Source organism: Bradyrhizobium nitroreducens (assembly GCF_002776695.1).
In the GTDB taxonomy this organism is placed as follows: domain Bacteria; phylum Pseudomonadota; class Alphaproteobacteria; order Rhizobiales; family Xanthobacteraceae; genus Bradyrhizobium; species Bradyrhizobium nitroreducens.
This window is the reverse complement of record NZ_LFJC01000003.1, coordinates 5,451,878-5,470,964: the sequence shown is the minus strand read 5'-3', so window position 1 is coordinate 5,470,964 and position 19,087 is coordinate 5,451,878. Positions and strand designations below refer to the sequence as shown.

Here is a 19,087-nt window from a genome sequence, read left to right as displayed (position 1 = left end):
AATTCGAGATGGGGATGTAGCGGCGGCGGCCGCAAAGCGCAACCGCCGGAACCGCGATCGTCAGCCTTATCCGCGGCCTAGTACAGCCCGCCGGTGCCCGGCCGCATGAAGAAGCCGGAATCCGGCTGCTGCTGCTGTGAGGCCGGCATGCCGCCGCCGCGGCCGTCGGCGTCGGCGACACCAATGACCGAATAATTGTCCGGCGGCGCCGTGCCCGGCTTGAAGGCTTCGAGGATGGTACCGCCGGTCTCGCCGGGACCTGCGCGCATGCCGGTCTTGGAGACGACGCGGACGAGCTTGATGCCGGCCGGCACCTTGAACGGAACCGCGGGCTTGTCGGCAAGCGCGAGCTTGAGGAAATCGCGCGCGATGGGGGCCGCCAGATGGCCGCCGGTTGCAGCATTGCCCTTACCCAGCGGACGCGGCTTGTCGTAGCCCATATAGATGGCGACGGCGACGTCGGGAGAGAAGCCGACGAACCAGGCGTCCTTGGCCTCGTTGGTGGTGCCGGTCTTGCCGGCGACAGGCTTGCCGACCTCCTTGACCACGGTCGCGGTACCGGCCTGAACCACGCCTTCCATCAGCTCGGTGATCTGATAGGCGGTCATGGAGTCCAGCACCTGCTCGCGGCGGTCGATCAGCTGCGGCTCGGGCTGGTTCTTCCAGCCACCGGGCGCATCGCAGCCGCGGCATTCGCGCTGGTCATGCTTGAAGATGGTGTGGCCGTAGCGGTCCTGGATGCGGTCGATCAGGGTCGGCTTCACCCGGCGGCCGCCATTGGCGAGCATCGAATAGGCCGTGACCATGCGCATCGCCGTCGTCTCGCCGGCGCCGAGTGCGTAGGAGAGATAGTTCGGCAGCTCGTCATAGACGCCGAAACGGCGGGCATATTCGCCGATCAGGGGCATGCCGATGTCCTGCGCGAGGCGCACCGTCACCGTGTTGAGGGATTGCCGCAGCGCGTTGCGCAGCGTCACCGGTCCCTGGAACTTGCCCGAGGAGAAGTTTTCCGGCCGCCACACGCCTGCGCCCTGGCCTTGATCGATTTCGATGGGAGCATCGAGCACGACGGTCGAGGGCGTATAGCCGTTGTCGAGCGCGGCCGAATAGACGATCGGTTTGAACGACGATCCCGGCTGCCGGTACGCCTGCGTGGCGCGGTTGAACTGGCTCTGGTCGAACGAGAAGCCGCCGACCATCGCGAGCACGCGGCCGGTCCAGGGATCCATCACCACCATTGCGCCGGACACTTCGGGGATCTGGCGCAGCCGGTACTGGCCTTCGACCGGCTGTCCCTCCTTGCTGTAGAGCGGATCGGCATAGATCACGTCGCCGGGTTGCAGCACCTGCGCCACGGATGTCGGCGTCTTGCCCTTGGTGTTGCCCTGCGCTGCCCTCGCCCAGCGCACGCCGTCGAGCGTGACGAGGCCGGTCTCGCGCTGCTTGCTGACGGCGCCGCCAAGCTCGCGGCTCGGCTGGAAGCCGATGCGCGCGGACTGGTCGCTGGTCTCCAGCACGACCGCCATGCGCCAGGGCGAGATGTCGGAGAGCGATTTGATCTCGGCGAGCTTGACGCCCCAATCGCCCGACGTGTCGAGCTTGCTCATGGCGCCGCGATAGCCCTGCTGCTCGTCATAGTTCACGAGGCCGGCGACCATGGTCTTGCGCGCCATGACCTGGATCTTCGGATCGAGCGTGGTGCGGACCGAGAGGCCGCCCTCATACAGCTTCTTCTCGCCGTAGCGCTCGAAGATGTCGCGACGGACTTCCTCGGCAAAATATTCGCCGGCGAAGGTGTGGGCGCCGTTCGAGCGGCTGGTCACGGCCAGCGGCTCCTTGCGCGCCTTCTCGGCGTCGGCCTGCTTGATCCAGCCGTTCTCCTGGAGGCGGTCGATCACGTAGTTGCGGCGCTCGATGGCGCGGTCGCGGTTACGCACCGGATGCAGGGTCGCCGGCATCTTCGGCAGCGCGGCCAGATAGGACGCTTCGGCGACAGTCAGCTCGTTCACCGACTTGTCGAAATAGACCAGCGAGGCGGCCGCAATGCCGTAGGCACCGAGACCGAGATAGATTTCGTTCAGGTACAGTTCGAGGATCTTGTCCTTCGAATAGGTCTTCTCGATCCGCATCGCCAGCAAGGCTTCCTTGATCTTGCGGGCGAACGAGACCTCGTTGGTCAAAAGGAAGTTCTTGGCGACCTGCTGGGTGATGGTGGAGGCGCCCTGCGGACGCCGGTTCGAGCCGTAGTTTTGGATGTAGACCAGACCTGCGCGCGCCATGCCGGTGTAGTCGATACCGCCATGCTCGTAGAAATTCTTGTCTTCGGCCGCCAGGAACGCGTTGATCACGAGCTTGGGCACCGCCTGGATCGGCAGGTACAGCCGCCGCTCCTTGGCGTATTCGCCCAGCAGCGAGCCGTCGACCGCGTGCACGCGGGTCATCACCGGCGGCTCGTAATCCTGGAGCTGAGAGTAATCCGGCAAGTCCTTGGAGAAATGCCAGATCAAGCCTGCCACGGCCCCGACACCGACAAGGAACACCACCGTTCCCGCGGCGAACAGGAAGCCCATGAACCGCACCAGCAAGCGCATTATGTGTTTATCCGTTCAAACTCTGAATCAGCCCAGGATCGGTCCCTTGGCACCTCAAACTGGCGCCAACCTCACGTCGCGAATTCACCGGCTTACACAATACCATCAATGCCGGACTTAAGACGCTTGCCGAACGGGATTCTCGCCGATTCCGGAACCCCCTGCCGCGTTTTTATAAAGCGCCCGCTGTGGCCAAACTAGGGCTTTTAAGGCGAGACGGAAAAACCCTTTCAGTTCGAAGCTCCCAAGGTCGCCCAATTGGGCGATCCCAGGGTCGTCCATTTGACGATCCCCGGGTCGTCAGTTTGACGGTCCCCGGGTCGTCAATTCGACGATCCCGCCGTGGCCATCCGCTTGGTCAAGAACCCGTCGATCGCCTGCGCCATCGAGCCCACCGCCTTGGACCGCCAGCCCTCGGAGACCAGGTGCTCGAGGTCGCCCTTGTTGGAGACGTAGCCGATCTCGACCAGCACCGAGGGCACGTCGGGCGCCTTCAGGACCCGGAAGCCGGCCGACTTCAGGGGATGCTTGTGCATCCGCACCGTCGACTTCATTTCCCCCATCAAGAGCCGGGCGAAACGATTTGAAAAGGTGCGGGTTTCCCGCTGCGTCAGATCGATCAGGATGTCGGCGACGTCGGTCGGCTCCTCCGCAAGGTTGAAGCCGGCGATCGCATCCGCCCGGTTTTCCGCGTCCGCCAACCGCTGGGCTTCGGCGTCAGAGGCCTTGTCGGACAGCGTATAGATGGTCGCGCCCTGCGCATCGCCCTCGGCCCGCGGCAGCGCATCGGCGTGAATCGAGACGAACAAGGCGGCCTTGAGATTGCGGGCGATCTTGGTCCGGTCATTGAGAGGAATGAAGGTGTCGTCGTCCCGGGTCATGACCACGCGGTACTTGCCGGCCTTCTCCAGCCTGTCGCGCAGCGCCAGCCCGAAGGCCAGCACCAGGTTCTTCTCGCTCTCGCCGCTCGATTGCGTGCCATTGTCGATTCCGCCATGGCCGGGATCGATCACGACGACCGGGCGGCCATCGGCCTTCTGCTGCGCCGTATCAGGGGCTGTCGCGGCGGGAGCCGTGGCGGGCTGCGCCTCGGCGATCGTGGGCCGCAGCTCGGGGCGATTTTCGGGCGCTTGCGCCGGTACGAAGGCGGCTCGGTCGACCTCCTCCAGCTCCAGCACAAGCCGGGCCGGCTGGCCGTTGGCCGCCTCGAGCACGTAGGACTTGGCGATCCGGGCCGGTCCAGTCAGATCGAACACGATTCGCGAGCCGCCGGGCATGACGAGCCCGTAGCGGAAGGCCTTGACCAGTCCGCGTCCCCCGGCCCCGGTGCCCGCGGGCAGCTGAAAACTGAGCTGCGGTACGTCGATGACGACCCGATAGGGGTCGGCCAGCGTGACGGCGCGGAAGGTGATGGCCTGATCGAGGTCGAGAATGAAGCGGGTTTGCTTGCCATCGCCGGCCAGCCGGGCACCCGAAGCGATTGGAAAATTCGCCGCCGCAACAGCGGGTTGCAGCTGGCTTTCTGCCGCCTTCAGGCGCGATGAATCAGCACACGGCAATGCTGCGGCGCACAGAAGGGCGCATGCCAGCAAGATCCGTTGATTTGTGCGGCTCGCCACCGATTCCGTGCCTCCGAGCAGCCCTTTTAACGCAATAGAACCACAGGGTTAATTGATCCTTAATGACGGAAACGCAAAACTCGCTGAGTGTGACCGCCGTGCGACGCTCCCTTGCACGGATGGCTCATTCCTCGTATGTACGGAATGCTGACGGCCGATATTTCCGGTTGTGTCGCATTCAGCCTGCCGGCGCAGCGCCGGAACTCCCAAGGTTTGGGAATTCCAGCGTTTTCCATTTCCCTCAAAGGCCAGCGCGGTGCGCGGCAGCGAGGTGGAACGGGTCAAGCGCCGACGGCGGAACGGTCTCGGGTTACCACTCAACTGACCCGGACGGTTCTGACAGCGATGTAACCCATTACCCGGTCCCTTGATCCCAGGGGAGCGGTTCGTGATCCCCCAAGGCGAGCGCGCTCGCGCCATGCCTGGCCAGCAGCAACTGATTGAAGGGCGGCCTCGCCGCCCAGTGTTTCATACGGGCCGACGCTTGATGCGCCAGACTGTGCCGACGAATTCTGAAGGACCATTCGCGACGCTGCGGAGTGAAAATCCCGCACGCCGCCATGGTCCTGAAGCTTCCGGTTCGGCAAGGCGCGAGAGACGGCGTTTCGGCCTTCCCCTCACCCCCGAATCAGGTGGACCGTCGCGTCACCCGGCGGCGCGATACGCGCCCACGGTGAGTAGCGCCCGCCGCCGCCAAGAGTTAAGACATGCCCAACAAGATGTTGATCGATGCCACCCACCCGGAAGAGACCCGGGTCGTCGTGGTCCGCGGCAATCGCGTCGAAGAGTTTGACTTCGAGACCGCGCAACGCAAGCAACTGCGCGGGAATATCTACCTCGCCAAGGTCACAAGGGTCGAACCCTCGCTCCAGGCCGCCTTCGTCGAATATGGCGGCAACCGCCACGGCTTCCTCGCCTTCAGCGAAATCCATCCCGATTACTACCAGATCCCGGTCGCCGACCGGCAGGCGCTGATCGAGGCCGAGGAGCAGGCCCATCGCGAGGCCGAGGAAGAGAGCGAGAACCGCTCCCACGGTCGCCGCCGTTCGCGCCACCGCAACTCCCGCCGCCGCAGCCATGGCGAACGCGTCCGCAGCGACGTCGTTGAGGGCACCGATCCCACGGCCCAGCCGGTCGAGGGCGAGGCCCTGCTCGCCGAAGGCGCGTCGCACGAAGGCGAGCATCTGCACACCGATGCGGAGCATCACGGCGAGCACGATCATCACGACCACGAACATCGCGACCACGAACATGGCGATCATGATCACGATCATGACCACCAAGACCACGCGCACGACCATCATCATGCCCATGGCGACGATCACGCCCATGATCATGACCATGGTCACGATCATCACGAGCATCATCATGCCGATGAGACCCCCGCGCCTGTCGCGGCCGTCGGCGCCGAGCCCGTGGTTGCTGCCGAGCCGCAGGAGGCCCGGACCTTCGAGGCTCATGCCTCCGAGTCCCACGAAACGCACGCCGCGGACCTCGCCGAAGCCGTGACCGCTTCAACTGAGCCGGCCGACGCCGTCTACGGCGAGGCCCCTCATGCCGAGGCTGCGGAAACGACCGGCGAAGACGACGAGGATGAGGACGAGGACGACGAGGAAGCCGAAGAGGAAGTCGTCGAATCCGTCGGCGGCGACGACGTGCTGGAGGAAGTGCCGGAGCGCACTTTCCGTCCGCGCCGCCAGTACAAGATCCAGGAAGTCATCAAGCGCCGCCAGGTCATGCTGGTGCAGGTCGTCAAGGAAGAGCGCGGCAACAAGGGCGCGGCGCTGACCACCTACCTCTCGCTCGCCGGCCGCTATGCCGTATTGATGCCGAACACCGCGCGCGGCGGCGGCATCAGCCGCAAGATCACCAGCGCACAGGACCGTTCCCGCCTGAAGGAAGTGGTGCAGGATCTCGACGTGCCCGAGGGCATGGGCATCATCCTGCGCACCGCGGGCGCCGCCCGGACCAAGCCCGAGATCAAGCGCGACTTCGAATATCTGATCCGGATGTGGGAGACGGTACGCGACCTCACGCTGAAGTCGCAGGCCCCGACCCTGGTCTACGAGGAAGGCTCGCTGATCAAGCGCTCGCTGCGCGACCTCTACAACAAGGAGATCGACGAGATCTCGGTCGCGGGCGAATCCGGCTACCGCGAAGCGCGCGACTTCATGAAGATGCTGATGCCGGCCAATGTCAGCGCGGTGAAGCAGTATCGCGACGGCCAGCCGCTGTTCTCGCGCATGGGCGTCGAGAGCCAGCTCGACGCGATGTTCTCGCCGACCGTGCAGCTGCGCTCCGGCGGCTATATCGTGATCAACCAGACCGAGGCGCTGGTCTCGATCGACGTCAACTCCGGACGGTCGACCCGCGAGCACCATATCGAGGACACCGCGCTCAAGACCAATCTGGAGGCGGCCGAAGAGGTCGCCCGCCAGCTTCGCTTGCGCGACCTCGCCGGCCTCATCGTCATCGATTTCATCGACATGGACGAGAAGCGCAACAACCGCGCGGTCGAGCGCAAGCTGTCCGATTGCCTCAGGCAGGATCGCGCGCGCATCCAGGTCGGCCGCATCTCGCATTTCGGCCTGCTCGAGATGTCGCGCCAGCGCATCCGCGCCAGCGTGCTCGAGAGTTCGACCGATCCCTGCCCGCATTGCGGCGGCACCGGCCATGTCCGCTCGGTGTCCTCGGTGGCGCTGCAGCTGCTCCGCGGCCTCGAAGAGATCCTGATGAAGGGCGCGACCCACAATCTCGTGGTCCGCACCCGCACCGACGTCGCGCTCTACGTGCTGAACCACAAGCGCGGCCATCTGCGCGATCTCGAGAACGGCTTCAAGGTCACCCTCTCGGTGATCGCAGATCCCAGCGTCAGCGGACCGCAGGCCTATCTCATCGACCGCGGCGAACAGGTGCATACGCTGGAAGCCGCCAAGGCGCTGCTTGCTGCGCAGGCGGCCGCGAGCCCGCCGCCGCTGGCGGAAGAGGCCTACGAGGATGAGGACGGCTTCGACATCGAGACCGAATCCGAGGTCGAAACCGAGGAGACCGAAGGTCTTGCCGAGGAGCAGGCGTCCGGTGAAGCCACGTCCGATCAGGACGGCCAGCGCCGCAAGCGGCGCAGGCGCAGGCGCGGCCGCGGTGGCCAGCGCGAGGGCGAGTTGCGCGAGGATAGCCCTGCGACCCTTCCCGAGGCGGCTGTTGCGGCCGGCGAAGGCGAAGAGGATGCCGAGTCCGAGCAGGATGGCGAAGAAGGCGAGGAACAGGCGGCCCGCGGCGAGCAGCAGGGCAGCGGTGACCGCCGCCGCCGGCGTGGCCGTCGCGGCGGACGTCGTCGTCGTGGTGGCGGCGAGGATGGTCTCGCCGGCTCCATCAGCGACGAGCTCGCGGGCAGTGCGCCGCCGGAAGCAAGCGACGCGGTCGCCGATTTCGACGGCTTCGGCAGCGAGGCTGCGCCCCCGATTGCGCAAGCCGAGCACAGCGCTGAGCCGCAGGTCTCTCAGCCTGAGCCGCGCGCCGAGGTGCAGACCGAGGTGCCGGCCCAGCCCGAGCCCGTCGCCGCGGAAGAACCCGCCGACGACAAGGCCGCACGGCGCCGCTCCACGGTCCGCGAAAAGGTAAGCTTCCTGTCGAGCAGCCCGAGCGAGCCGGCAGCGCCGGTTGCGCCGGTTGCGCAGGCGGCCGAGCCGGTCGCCCCGCCCGCGCCGGCAGCTGAGCCCGCGCCGGAGCCGGCCAGCGAAACGCCGGCCGCCCCGCGCCGCGCCGGCTGGTGGTCCCGCCGCTTCGGCGGCGGCGAGTAAAACCCAACGACCTATGCAAGACACGACGCCCGGCACTGCCGGGCGTTTTTGTTTCGTCGTTGTTCCGATGTGCTAAGCCGTTCTCGCAATCAGATTAGGGGACGGCATTGTCAGAGCTTTGCGATTCCAGTGCCGTCGAGCTGCGCCGCCTGTTGGCCAATCGGGCGATCTCGCCTGTCGAGCTTCTGGACGCCTGCCTGTCCCGCATCGCCGCCGTCAATCCCGCCGTCAACGCCGTCGTGACGCTGGACGAGCCGGGCGCGCGTGCTGCCGCCAAGGCAGCCGAAGCCGCCATCCTGCGCGGCGAGGAGCGTGGCGCCCTGCACGGGCTGCCCGTTCTCATCAAGGACACCCAGGACACCGCCGGAATGCGCTCCACCTATGGCAGCCCGCTGCTGAGGGATAACGTCCCGGCCACCGACCAGGGCTCGGTCGCGCGCCTGCGCGCCGCCGGCGCCGTCATCTTCGGCAAGACCAACACGCCGGAATGGGCGGCCGGCGGCAACACCCGCAATCCCGTGTTTGGCGCGACCGGCAACCCCTTCGATCCCCTGCGCTCTGCGGCCGGCTCCTCCGGCGGCTCGGCAGTGGCGCTCGCCTGCGGCATGGCCCCGCTCGCCTCGGGCTCAGACACCGGCGGCTCGTTGCGCAATCCGGCAGGCTTTGCCGGCATCGTCGGCATGCGCCCGTCCTACGGCCTCGTGGCCAGCGAAAAGCGCATCTTCGGCTGGTCCAACCTGTCGACCGACGGCCCGATGGCGCGCAATGTCGCCGACACCGCGCTGATGCTGTCGGTGATGGCCAGCGACGATGCGCGCGATCCGCTTGCCTATACGCTGCCCGGCGAGCCCGTGCGCGCGCGCGCCGAGCGCTGGGCCGGCCCGCGCCCCGCGGAGCTCGGCAAGCTTCGCCTCGCCTTCACCGAGGATTTTGGCTTTGCCCCGACCGAGCAGGCGATCCGGCGCGTGTTTCGCAATCGCGTGAGCAAGCTCGCGCCGCTGTTTGCCGAGAGCCGCGAAGGGACGCCCGACTGCTCCGGCGCGGACGACGCCTTCGCCGTGCTGCGCGCAGGCATGTTCCTGGCGACGCACGGCAAGAACTACAAGGAGCGTCGCCAGATGCTCGGCCCCAACGTCCGCGCCAATGTCGAGGAAGGGCTCGGTTACACGCTCGAAGACCACGCGCGGGCCACGGCGACGCAGACGCGGATCTATCGCGCCTGGCAGAGCTTCTTCGAAACCTGCGACGTACTGATCAGCCCGACCATCACGCTGAGCCCGCGGCCGTGGTCGGAGCCTCATCCGGCGGAGATCGACGGCGTACCGACCAGATCCTACTTCCACTGGCTCGCACTCGCCTACGCCGTCACGCTGCCAGGCCATCCCGCGATCAGCATTCCGCTCGGCCTCGATGAAGCCGGCCTGCCCTTCGGCCTCCAGATCGTCGGCCCGCGTGGCGGCGACGCCATCGTGCTCTCGGTTGCCGCGAGCATCGAGGCGGCGTTCGCACGCGATGCGCAGATGTGCCGGCCCGTGCCCGACATGGCGCGGCTCGCCGCGGCGCCGGCTCTAGCGTCCGCTCCCGGCTTCCTCACCTGGGAATAAATCCGGGAAGGACGCGGTCCGACAGGAGAAGTCTTCCGATGCAAAGCGCAATCGTTCTCGGCGGCGGCATGATCGGTGTCAGTGCGGCGCTGCATCTGCGGCAGCGCGGCTGGGCCGTCACGCTCGTCGACCGCAGGGAGCCGGGCCGTGAGACCAGCTACGGCAACGCCGGGATGATCCAGGCCGAAGCGGTCCGCCCCTATCCGATGCCGCGCGACCTTGCGACGCTCCTGAAGATCGCGACCGGCCGCACCAACGACGTGCGCTACAGCCTGTCGTCACTTCACCTCCATATCGAGCCCCTGCTCCGCTACTGGTGGCACTCGGCGCCGAAGCGGCATCGCGAGGCGATCGAGGCGTGGGCGCGACTGATCGCCTACGCGACGTCGGAGCACGACATCCTCATTCGCGAAGCGCATGCCGACAATCTCATCCGCCGCGCCGGCTATCGGGCGCTGTACCGCAACGCCGCGGATCTTGATCTCGCGATCAAGGCCGCGGAAGAAGACCGCCGCGAATTCGGCGTGAATTTCCGCGTGCTCTCCGGCAGCGAGTTCGCCAAGGCCGAGCCGATCCTGCGCGACGACCTGCCCGGTGCGATCCATTGGCTCGACACCTGGACCGTGTCCGATCCCGGCGCCCTCGTCACGGCCTATGCCGAGCTGTTCGAGCGCCTCGGCGGCACCATCGTGCTCGGCGATGCACAGTCGCTGCGACAGACCACGACCGGCTGGTCGGTCGACACCGACCAGGGGCGCCTCGACGCCGCCCACGCCGTCGTCACCCTCGGCCCGTGGTCGCCCGACCTCCTCACCAAATTCGGCTATCGCATCCCGCTGGTGCGCAAGCGCGGCTATCACATGCATTACAGCGGCGGCGCATCGCTCGATCTGCCGCTGGTCGACAAGGCCGGCGGCTACGCCATGGGGCCGATGGCGAAGGGAATCCGCATCACCACCGGCGCCGAATTGACCGGCATGGATGCACTCGCCACACCCGTGCAGCTCGCCAGCGCGGAAGGCTCCGCGCGCGAGCTGATCGACCTCGGCAAGCGCGTCGAGCCGGATCCCTGGTTCGGCACCCGCCCCTGCACGCCCGACATGCTGCCGGTGCTCGGGCAGGCTCCGCGTCATCCGGGCCTCTGGATGAATTTCGGCCACGGCCATCAGGGCTTCACCCTGGGACCCGCGACGGCGCGTCTGCTCGCCGAGATCATGAGCGGCGAGACGCCCGCGATCGATCCCGCGCCATACCGGCCGGAGCGGTTTTAGCCTTCGCCACGCCCGGCGAGCACCGCAAGCGCCGCCGACAGGCGCATCAGCGGATCCTCCCATTCGCGCGGAGCGCGCTGACGGAACAGGCGCATGGTCGGATACCACGGGCTGTCCTCGCGCTCGCGCAGCCAGCGCCAATCGAGCGCATAGGGCGTCAGCATCCACACCGGACGAGCGAGCGCGCCGGCGAGATGGGCAACCGAGGTATCGACCGCGATCACGAGATCGAGGGCGGCCACCGCTGCGGCCGTATCCGTGAAGTCGCCGAGCGCGGGCGCGAGGTCGATCACATCGCCACCGAGCGCGGCCAGCACCGGAGCATCTTGGGGACGCGGCTCCTTCTGCAGGCTGTAGAGCTGCACGCCCGGCATCACCAGGCGTGGCAGCACGGCCTCTGCGGACAGCGAGCGCTGCCGGTCGCCCTTGTGCCTGGCATTGCCGGCCCAGACCACGCCGACCTTCAATGCCGTCACATCCGCGAGCGCCGCACGCCAGCGCGACAGTTTTGCAGGATCAGGATGCAGGTACGGCACGTCCGCCGGCACCGTGGCGAGCGTGGTGCCGAAGATCCGCGGCAGGTTCATCAGCGGCGCTTGCAGATCGAATGGCGGCAGCGGCTCACCGCGCGCAACCACGTTGACATCGGGGAGCTGCCGCAACAGCTGGGCCAGCGCCGGCTGAACCTGGAGAACGATCTTTCCGCCGCGCGCGGCGACCATCGGCACGTAGCGCACGAAATGCAGGGCATCGCCCAGCCCGTATTCGGCAAACAGCAGCAAGGTGCGGCCGTTCAGCGGCTCGCCATGCCATTCCGGCTCCGTGAACGAGGGATCGCCGTCCGACAACGTCTTGCACTTGCGTCGCCAGCGATAGGCCTCGAAACCTCCAGCGAAGTCGCCGTTCATCAGCAGGAAATGCGCGTGGTTGTACTGCGCGAGCGGCTGGCCCGGATCGAGCGCGACCGCGCGATGCGAGACCGCCAGCGCCTCGTCGATGTCCCCGGCATTGCGCAGCGCGACTGCGAGATTGGCGTGGCCCTTGGCATGGGCAGGGTCGGCCGCGACCGCGCGTCGGTGCGCCGCCACCGCGTCGTCCCCGCGCTCCTGCTTCTCGAGGATGATGCCGAGATTGGTCCAGGCGGCAGCGTGACCCGGATTGAGCCGCAGCGCGTGCTCGCAGGCCGAGATCGCCTCCTCCAACGCGCCGAGCTCGGACAGACAGGCGCCGAGATTGCTGGCGATCACGTGATCCGACGGATCGCGCGCAAGGCTCCGCCGGTAGATTTCGGCGGCTTCCCCGAGGTGACCGGCCTCGTGCAGGACGAGGCCGAGCAGGCGCTGCGCCGGACCATGCTCCGGCGCGAGCGCGATCGCACGGCGGTACGAGCTGATGGCGTCTTCCAGCGCCCCGCGCCGATAGAGCGCAGCGCCGAGATTGCAGAGCAATCCGGGATCATCGGGTTCAACCTCGAGCGCATGGCGATAGGCCACTTCCGCGTCGTCGAGCCGCCCCTGGTCCACGAGGAGATTGCCGAGATTGAGCCAGGCGCCGCGATAGGAGGGCTCTCTTGCGATGACCTCGCGATAAGCCTGTTCGGCCTCCGCGAACCGCCGCTGCCCCGCGAGCATGAGGGCGAGATTGAAGCTGGCGCGCGTCAGATGCGCATCGAGCGCCAGCGCGCCGCGATAGGCGGCCTCGGCCTCCTCGAAGCGGGCGAGCTCGCCGAGCGCGATGCCGAGCTTGTTGTGCAGGCCGGCGTCGTCTGGCCGTCGGATCAGGGCACGCCGGAACGCCGCCACCGCCCCCTCCTGCTCCCCCTTCACCGCAAGCGCGTCTCCGAGCGTGACAAGTGCGGGTCCGTGGTCGGGATCGACACTGAAGATACGGCCGAGCAGCGCGGCGCCCTCGGCCGCGCGGTCGGTGACGAAGGCGGCCAGGGCGGCCAGATGCAGCGCCGGCACGTGATCCGGTTCGGCCCTCAGAACCTCTGCACAGAGCGCATCTGCCTCATCCGGGCGCCCTGCCCCAAAATGCTCCGCCGCCTCCGCCACGATCCGATTCACAGCCGCGTTGCCCACGATACCGCCCCTTCGAGGTCCGAGATGGGCGTTAAACGTGCAACCAGGGAAATTCCGTCAGTCGGGGCGCCGGCAACTTTCCGACGGGCTCGGCGTCGGCTCGGAAATAAGGGCTGGTCGATGATCTCGACCAGCCCTCTCAAACTCCCGGTGCCGACGGCACGGCTGGCGCCGTCGAATGAAGCTTGCCGATCAGTCCGTCGTGATCGCCGTCTCCATGTCGGTCGGATCGATCCGCTTGGCGAGGTTGGCGTTGAGCTTGTCGCGATCGAGCTCACCCTCCCACCAGGCGACGATCACGCAGGCGACGCCGTTGCCGCACAGATTGGTCAGCGCGCGGCATTCGCTCATGAACTTGTCGATGCCGAGCACGATCGCCATGCCCGGCACGAGGCGCGGATCGACCACGGCGAGCGTCGCCGCCAGCGTGATGAAGCCCGCACCGGTGATGCCGGAGGCGCCCTTCGAGGTCAGCATTGCCACGACCAGGATGGTCAATTGCTGGCTGAAGCTGAGATCGTAGCCGAGCGCCTGCGCGATGAAGAGCGTCGCCAGCGTCATGTAGATGTTGGTGCCGTCGAGGTTGAACGAGTATCCCGTGGGCACCACGAGGCCGACCACCGACTTGGAGCAGCCGAGCCGCTCCAGCTTTTCCATCAAAGATGGCAGCGCGCTCTCCGAGGACGAGGTGCCGAGCACGATCAGCAGCTCGTCCTTGATGTAGGCCAGGAACTTGAAGATCGAGAACCCGGCAAGGCGCGCGATGATGCCGAGCACGACGAAGACGAACAGCGCCGCGGTGACGTAGAACGTGGCGATCAACCCGATCAGATTGAGGATCGCGCCGGTGCCGAACTTGCCGATCGTATAGGCCATCGCGCCGAACGCGCCGATCGGCGCTGCGCGCATCACGATGGAGATGACGCCGAACACGGCATGCGCGGCATCGTCGATGAAGCTGCGGATGGTGTGACCGCGCTCGCCGAGGCTCATGATCGCGAAGCCGAACAGTACCGAGAACAGCAGGACCTGGAGGATTTCGCCCTGCGCGAAGGCGCCGACCACGGTGTCGGGAATGATGTGCAGCACGAAGTCGACGGACTTCTGACCCGCGGCCTGCTTGGCGTAGTTTGCAACCGCCGCCTCGTTCGCTGCCCCACTGCCGAAGCCTGCGCCCGGCTTCACCAGATTGCCGATGATGAGCCCGATCACCAGGGCGAAAGTCGAGACGACCTCGAAATAGACCAGCGCCTTGACGCCGATGCGGCCGACCTTCTTGGCATCCTGGATGTGAGCGATGCCGGAGACGACGGTACAGAAGATGATGGGAGCGATCACCATCTTGATCAGCTTGATGAAGCCGTCGCCGAGCGCCTTGATCCATTCGTTGGTGGCGACCGTCGGCCAGAGCCAGCCGACGATGGCGCCGAGCACGATGGCGATCAGCACCTGGACGTAGAGAACCTTGTACCACGGCTTTGCTGCGGGCTGCGCGATCGGCGCCCCCGCCATCGTTGTCGTCGTCATCGTTTCACTCCCCCTCAAAACGCCGGGCCAGCCAAGATCAACTTGGCCGGCCCTGTCAATTGGAACCGCGAACTCCTTGTGCGCTTTACCGGCGCCGCTCGATCAGCCTGCGCGCCGCGGGCATCAACGTCGCGCCAAGCGCGTTCTTGACCAGCGAAGCCGCAATGAACGGCACGATGCCGACCTGCCAGGCCTTCGCGACGCCGAGGCCAAGGCCGAACGCCAGCCAGCCGAAGCCGGCGGCCAGAATGACGATATGGCCGACCGCCATCGCCGCGAACAGCAGCACCACGCTGCGATCCCAACCGCGCTCGGCGAGCCAGCCGGTCACGAAAGCGGCCGCAACGAAGCCGAACAGATAGCCCCCGGTCGGGCCGACCAGTGGCGCAATTCCCCCCACCGGCCCGGCGAATACCGGTGCGCCGAGCGCGCCTTCGGCGAGGTAGGCGATCATGGTTGCGCTGCCAAGGCGCCAGCCATAGGCCGCGCCGATCATCAGCACCACCAGCGTCTGCAACGTCATCGGCACGTAGGGCAGCGGCAGGCTCACCTTGGCTGACAGCGCCATCAAGGCGGTGCCGAGCACAACCAGCACGATGGCGCGCACCGCACCAACGGTTTCGCCCGGCCGGGTCGGCCACATCAATGCGGCGAGAGAAAAATGCGGTGCAGCAGCGGTCGGAACAGATCGGTCAGACAAGATGAACTCCGGAGGTGGTCGAAAACTGGCGGCTATTTAAGCCAGTGAGCGATCCGGTCAACTGCCTCGCGCATCTCTTCGGGCGAGCGTGCATAGGAAAAGCGAATGAACGAGCGGCCGTGAACGGGATCGAAATCGACCCCAGGGGTGGCCGCAACGCGTGCCTGCTCCAGCATCTGCTTGGCGAACTCGAAACTGTCGGAGGTAAAGTCCGAGACGTCGGCATAGAGATAAAATGCACCATCGGCCGGCAGGAATTTGGCTAGGCCGGCCTTCGGCAATCCCTCGATCAAGATCCGCCGGTTTTCCTGATAGCCGTGCTTGATCGCCTCCATCTCGGCCGCACCGTCGAAGGCGGCTTCAGCCGCAATCTGCGAGAGCGACGGCACCGAGATCGACAGGTTCTGCTGCAGCCGCTCGATCGGCCGCACCAGGATTTCGGGGACGACCATCCAGCCGACGCGCCAGCCGGTCATGCAAAAATATTTCGAGAACGAGTTGATCACGAGAGCGTGCTCGGAGAGCGCCGCCGCGGTGACCGCCGGAAACGCATAGTCGAGTCCGTGATAGATCTCGTCCGAGATGAAGCGGATCCCGGCGTCTTCCGCCGCCGTGATGAGGCCGGCGAGTGCCTCGCGGGACATCATCGTTCCCGTCGGATTGGCCGGGCTGCCAACCAGCACGCCCTTCAGCGGCGCCTTGCGATGGGCCGCGAGCAAGGCCTCGCCAGTCAGCGCATGGCGCGTGTCATTGGTGGTCTCGATCAGCACCGGCTCGCAGCCGAGCGCGGTGAGGATATGGCGATAAGGCGGATAGCCCGGCACCGTCACGGCGACGCGGTCGCCCGGCTCGAACATCGACAGGAAAGCCAGGATGAACCCGCCGGAGGAGCCGGTGGTCACCACGATCCTGTCAGGGCTGACGTCACGACCATAGGCATCGCGATAGTGGCGCGCGATGCGCTCGCGCAAGGAGGGGATGCCGAGCGCGGAGGTATAATCGATACGCCCCGCCTCGAGCGCCGCATGGGCGGCGGCAATCGCGGTCCTGGGCGCCCCGGCCGCGGGCTGGCCGACCTCCATGTGGATGACATGGCCTCCGGCGGCCTCGATTCGGGCCGCCGCGGCCATGACGTCCATCACCATGAACGGGGGAACATCACTGCGGCGGGAGGGCGCGAGCCACTGCCCCAACCGGTTCCTCAATGTCGCATCGTGCATCGAATTCTGCTATTTCGCTGGCGGGCCGGCGCGACCGGTCCGGAAAACGGGGCGCTTGCGCCCCAGACTGGCCGCATTGTACGGCTCATAAGGGGTAAGGCTGATAAGGGCATATCGCGTATCCGGTCCGCCGCCAATCGCCAAAACCAATCACGAAACTGCTGTCCCGACCGTTTGACCAAGACCGTTTGATGTCGCTCCAGATCGCATTGCGCAAGAAGGCTTCCGCCCTCACCGCCCTCGTCACGGCTGCGGCGATCGCGCTGACGCCGTTCTCGGCCGCGCACGCGCAAGCCAAAGGGCCGCCGGTGCTGCGCGACACCGAGACCGAGCAGCTGCTGCGCGAATACACGCGCCCGATCCTGCGCGCCGCGGGGCTGGAGAAGCAGAACATCCAGATGGTGATCCTCAACGACGGCTCGTTCAACGCCTTCGTCGCGGACGGCCGCCGCATCTTCGTCAACTGGGGCGCGATCCTTCAATCGGAAACGCCGAACCAGATCATCGGCGTGCTCGCGCACGAGACCGGGCATCTGGCCGGCGGCCATCTGTCCAAGCTGCGGGAGCAACTCGCCGCCGCCCAGACCCAGATGATCATCGCGATGCTGCTCGGCGCCGGCGCGATCGCCGCGGGCAGCACCCAGCGCAGCAGCGCAGGCAACAACGGGCTCGCCAATGCCGGCGCCGCCGCGATCTCCGCTCCGCAGGAGGTGATCCGCCGGACGCTGCTGTCCTACCAGCGCCAGCAGGAGGAGAACGCCGACCGCGCCGGGGTGAAATTCCTGACCGCGACCCAGCAATCGCCGAAGGGCATGTACGAGACCTTCAAGCGCTTCACCAGCGAGAGCCTGTTCGCCGCGCGCGGCGCCGACCCCTATCTGCAGTCGCATCCGATGCCGGCCGAACGCGTCGCAGCGCTGCAGGAGTTCGCAAGCTCCAGCCCCTACTGGAACAAGAAGGACGATCCCGCGCTCCAGCTCCGCCACGACATGGTACGCGCCAAGATCTCCGCCTTCATGGAGCGGCCCGAGACGGTGTACCGCCGCTATCCCCAGACCAATGACAGCATGCCGGCGCGCTACGCCCGCGCCATCAGCACCTATCTGCACGGCGATTTGCGCAGCGCGCTCACCCAGATCGACGCGCTGATCCAGGTCCAGCCGAACAACCCGTACTTCTACGAGGTGCGCGGCCAGGCCCTGCTGGAAAGCGGCAAGCCGGCCGAGGCGATCCCTGCCCTGCGCAAGGCTGTCGCACTCTCGAACAATTCACCCCTCATCGAGATGTTACTTGGGCAGGCTCTGGTTGGAACCGATAATAAGGCCTACACGGACGAGGCCGTTCGGATTCTCCGCGCCGCAGTAGCGCGAGAGCCTGAGGCGGCGCTCGGCTATACCCAGCTCGCGATGGCCTATGGCCGGAAGGGAGAATATGCCGAGGCCGATCTCGCCTCGGCGCAGGCCGCCTACTTGCGCGGCGACAACAAAACCGCCCGCGAGCTTGCCACGCGCGCGAAGACCCGTTTTGCCGTCGGCACGCCCGGATGGGTCAAGGCCGACGACATCGTGGCGGCGAAGCCGCCGCGCAATTGACCAGGTGGCGGCCAAGCCGCCACCCAGTGAAATGACCAGAACGACGCCCGACACCGCGACGTCACGACACCGAGCTTAAGTCCGCCGGGACGTTTCTCGAAACCTGCTTTGGATAAGAGGATTTTGCCTATGCCTTCGCTGCGCCTGCTTGCTCCCGCGTTGTTTGCGCTCGCCCTGTTCGGCGCGACCGTGCCCGCGTCGGCCGACAGTTTCTCCGACAGCCAGCGCACCGATATCGAGAAGATCATCAAGAATTATCTCGTCAGCCATCCCGAGGTGCTCGAGGAGGCCATGACCGAGCTCAGCAAGCGCCAGGCCGCCGCCGAGACGCAGAAGCACGAGGCCAGCGTCGCGCAGAACGCGGACGCGATCTTCAATTCGCCGCGCCAGGTCGTGCTCGGCAACAAGGACGGCGACGTCACCTTCGTCGAGTTCTTCGATTACAATTGCGGCTACTGCAAGCGCGCGATGGACGACATGCTCACCATCATGAAGAGCGATCCCAAGCTGAAGGTCGTGCTGAAGGAGTTTCCGGTGCTGAGCCAGGGTTCGGTCGAAGCGGCGCAGGTCGCGGTCGCCGTGCGCATGCAGGATCCCACCGGCAAGAAATATCTCGACTTCCACCAGAAGCTGCTCGGCGGACGCGGCGCCGCGGACAAGGCGCGCGCGCTCCAGGCGGCCAAGGAAGCCGGCCTCGACACCGCCAGGATCGAGAAGGACATCAACAGCCCCGAGGTGCGCGCCACCATCGAGGAGAACTTCAAGCTCGCCGAGGCGATGGGCATGAACGGCACGCCGAGCTACGTCATCGGCAAGCAGATCGTGATCGGCGCCGTCGGCGTCGAAGGTCTCCGTGAAAAGATCGGCATTGCCCGCTGCGGCAAGGCGACTTGCTGATCCACGACTTGCGATCGTGAACGAGCCAAGGGCCGGCTGCAAAAGCCGGCCTTTTTCTTGCGCGCCGAACCTTGGCGTCTTCGTGCAAAACCATTCATCTGGCGTTCAACAAACAAATGCCGCGGAACAGCCGAAGTTCCGGAACAACTCAAACCTCCTTTCGTTGTCGGCGCGGGCAATGACGC

General features: G+C 66.4%; 12 protein-coding genes. 5 read left to right on the top strand and 7 right to left on the bottom strand.

All coding sequences use genetic code 11. The annotated features are described in order from the left end of the window. Positions 1–77: 77 nt before the first annotated feature. From TSA1_RS26325 to TSA1_RS40955, 3 genes are all read right to left on the bottom strand, one after another. On the bottom strand, positions 78–2,591 hold the full coding sequence (locus tag TSA1_RS26325) for a penicillin-binding protein 1A (RefSeq protein WP_100178873.1): 2,514 nt from the start codon (positions 2,589–2,591) through the stop codon (positions 78–80). A 323-nt stretch (positions 2,592–2,914) separates the two neighbouring features. Continuing rightward, positions 2,915–4,210, bottom strand: a complete 1,296-nt coding sequence (locus TSA1_RS26320) for an N-acetylmuramoyl-L-alanine amidase (RefSeq protein ID WP_100178872.1) — start codon at positions 4,208–4,210, stop codon at positions 2,915–2,917. Between the two features lie 617 nt (positions 4,211–4,827). Continuing rightward, positions 4,828–5,670 (bottom strand): hypothetical protein, encoded by an 843-nt coding sequence (locus TSA1_RS40955; protein ID WP_283814388.1) that lies wholly within the window; start codon positions 5,668–5,670, stop codon positions 4,828–4,830. 45 nt (positions 5,671–5,715) lie between these two features. Here TSA1_RS40955 and TSA1_RS26315 point away from each other — a divergent pair, with 45 nt between their 5' ends. From TSA1_RS26315 to TSA1_RS26305, 3 genes are all read left to right on the top strand, one after another. Next, positions 5,716–8,010 carry an Rne/Rng family ribonuclease gene (locus TSA1_RS26315; protein ID WP_283814387.1) on the top strand — a complete coding sequence of 765 codons (2,295 nt, stop codon included), beginning with the start codon at positions 5,716–5,718 and terminating at the stop codon, positions 8,008–8,010. 107 nt (positions 8,011–8,117) lie between these two features. Further along, positions 8,118–9,614 (top strand): amidase, encoded by a 1,497-nt coding sequence (locus TSA1_RS26310; protein ID WP_100178870.1) that lies wholly within the window; start codon positions 8,118–8,120, stop codon positions 9,612–9,614. A gap of 38 nt (positions 9,615–9,652) precedes the next feature. Further along, positions 9,653–10,885, top strand: a complete 1,233-nt coding sequence (locus TSA1_RS26305) for an NAD(P)/FAD-dependent oxidoreductase (RefSeq protein WP_100178869.1) — start codon at positions 9,653–9,655, stop codon at positions 10,883–10,885. Here TSA1_RS26305 and TSA1_RS26300 read toward each other — a convergent pair. From TSA1_RS26300 to TSA1_RS26285, 4 genes are all read right to left on the bottom strand, one after another. After that, positions 10,882–12,966, bottom strand: a complete 2,085-nt coding sequence (locus tag TSA1_RS26300) for a tetratricopeptide repeat protein (protein ID WP_174719082.1) — start codon at positions 12,964–12,966, stop codon at positions 10,882–10,884. The genes TSA1_RS26305 and TSA1_RS26300 overlap by 4 nt on opposite strands. Positions 12,967–13,158: 192 nt before the next feature. After that, positions 13,159–14,493, bottom strand: coding sequence for a dicarboxylate/amino acid:cation symporter (locus TSA1_RS26295; protein ID WP_100178867.1), 1,335 nt, complete (start codon positions 14,491–14,493; stop codon positions 13,159–13,161). An 85-nt stretch (positions 14,494–14,578) separates the two neighbouring features. Continuing rightward, positions 14,579–15,136: a biotin transporter BioY gene (locus TSA1_RS26290; RefSeq protein ID WP_100178866.1), complete on the bottom strand. Its 558-nt coding sequence runs from the start codon at positions 15,134–15,136 to the stop codon at positions 14,579–14,581. An 89-nt stretch (positions 15,137–15,225) separates the two neighbouring features. Next, on the bottom strand, positions 15,226–16,413 hold the full coding sequence (locus TSA1_RS26285) for a pyridoxal phosphate-dependent aminotransferase (protein ID WP_100178865.1): 1,188 nt from the start codon (positions 16,411–16,413) through the stop codon (positions 15,226–15,228). Between the two features lie 191 nt (positions 16,414–16,604). On the opposite strand from TSA1_RS26285, the gene TSA1_RS26280 reads away from it, so the two are divergent. Together TSA1_RS26280 and TSA1_RS26275 are read left to right on the top strand one after the other, a co-directional pair. Next, the gene (locus TSA1_RS26280; RefSeq protein WP_100178864.1) at positions 16,605–18,005 is read left to right on the top strand and encodes a M48 family metalloprotease; all 1,401 of its coding nucleotides are present in this window, start codon (positions 16,605–16,607) and stop codon (positions 18,003–18,005) included. Between the two features lie 129 nt (positions 18,006–18,134). Then, positions 18,135–18,902 carry a DsbA family protein gene (locus TSA1_RS26275; protein ID WP_100178863.1) on the top strand — a complete coding sequence of 256 codons (768 nt, stop codon included), beginning with the start codon at positions 18,135–18,137 and terminating at the stop codon, positions 18,900–18,902. Positions 18,903–19,087: the final 185 nt, after the last annotated feature.

Excerpts from the sequence above, each read along its gene's own strand:
- TSA1_RS26325 (WP_100178873.1), bottom strand. The coding sequence starts at position 2,591 with ATGCGCTTGCTGGTGCGGTTCATGGGCTTCCTGTTCGCCGCGGGAACG.
- TSA1_RS40955 (WP_283814388.1), bottom strand. The coding sequence starts at position 5,670 with ATGAGCCTCGAAGGTCCGGGCCTCCTGCGGCTCGGCAGCAACCACGGG.
- TSA1_RS26305 (WP_100178869.1), top strand. The coding sequence starts at position 9,653 with ATGCAAAGCGCAATCGTTCTCGGCGGCGGCATGATCGGTGTCAGTGCG.
- TSA1_RS26295 (WP_100178867.1), bottom strand. The coding sequence starts at position 14,493 with ATGACGACGACAACGATGGCGGGGGCGCCGATCGCGCAGCCCGCAGCA.
- TSA1_RS26290 (WP_100178866.1), bottom strand. The coding sequence starts at position 15,136 with ATGTGGCCGACCCGGCCGGGCGAAACCGTTGGTGCGGTGCGCGCCATC.
- TSA1_RS26285 (WP_100178865.1), bottom strand. The coding sequence starts at position 16,413 with ATGCACGATGCGACATTGAGGAACCGGTTGGGGCAGTGGCTCGCGCCC.
- TSA1_RS26280 (WP_100178864.1), top strand. The coding sequence starts at position 16,605 with ATGTCGCTCCAGATCGCATTGCGCAAGAAGGCTTCCGCCCTCACCGCC.
- TSA1_RS26275 (WP_100178863.1), top strand. The coding sequence starts at position 18,135 with ATGCCTTCGCTGCGCCTGCTTGCTCCCGCGTTGTTTGCGCTCGCCCTG.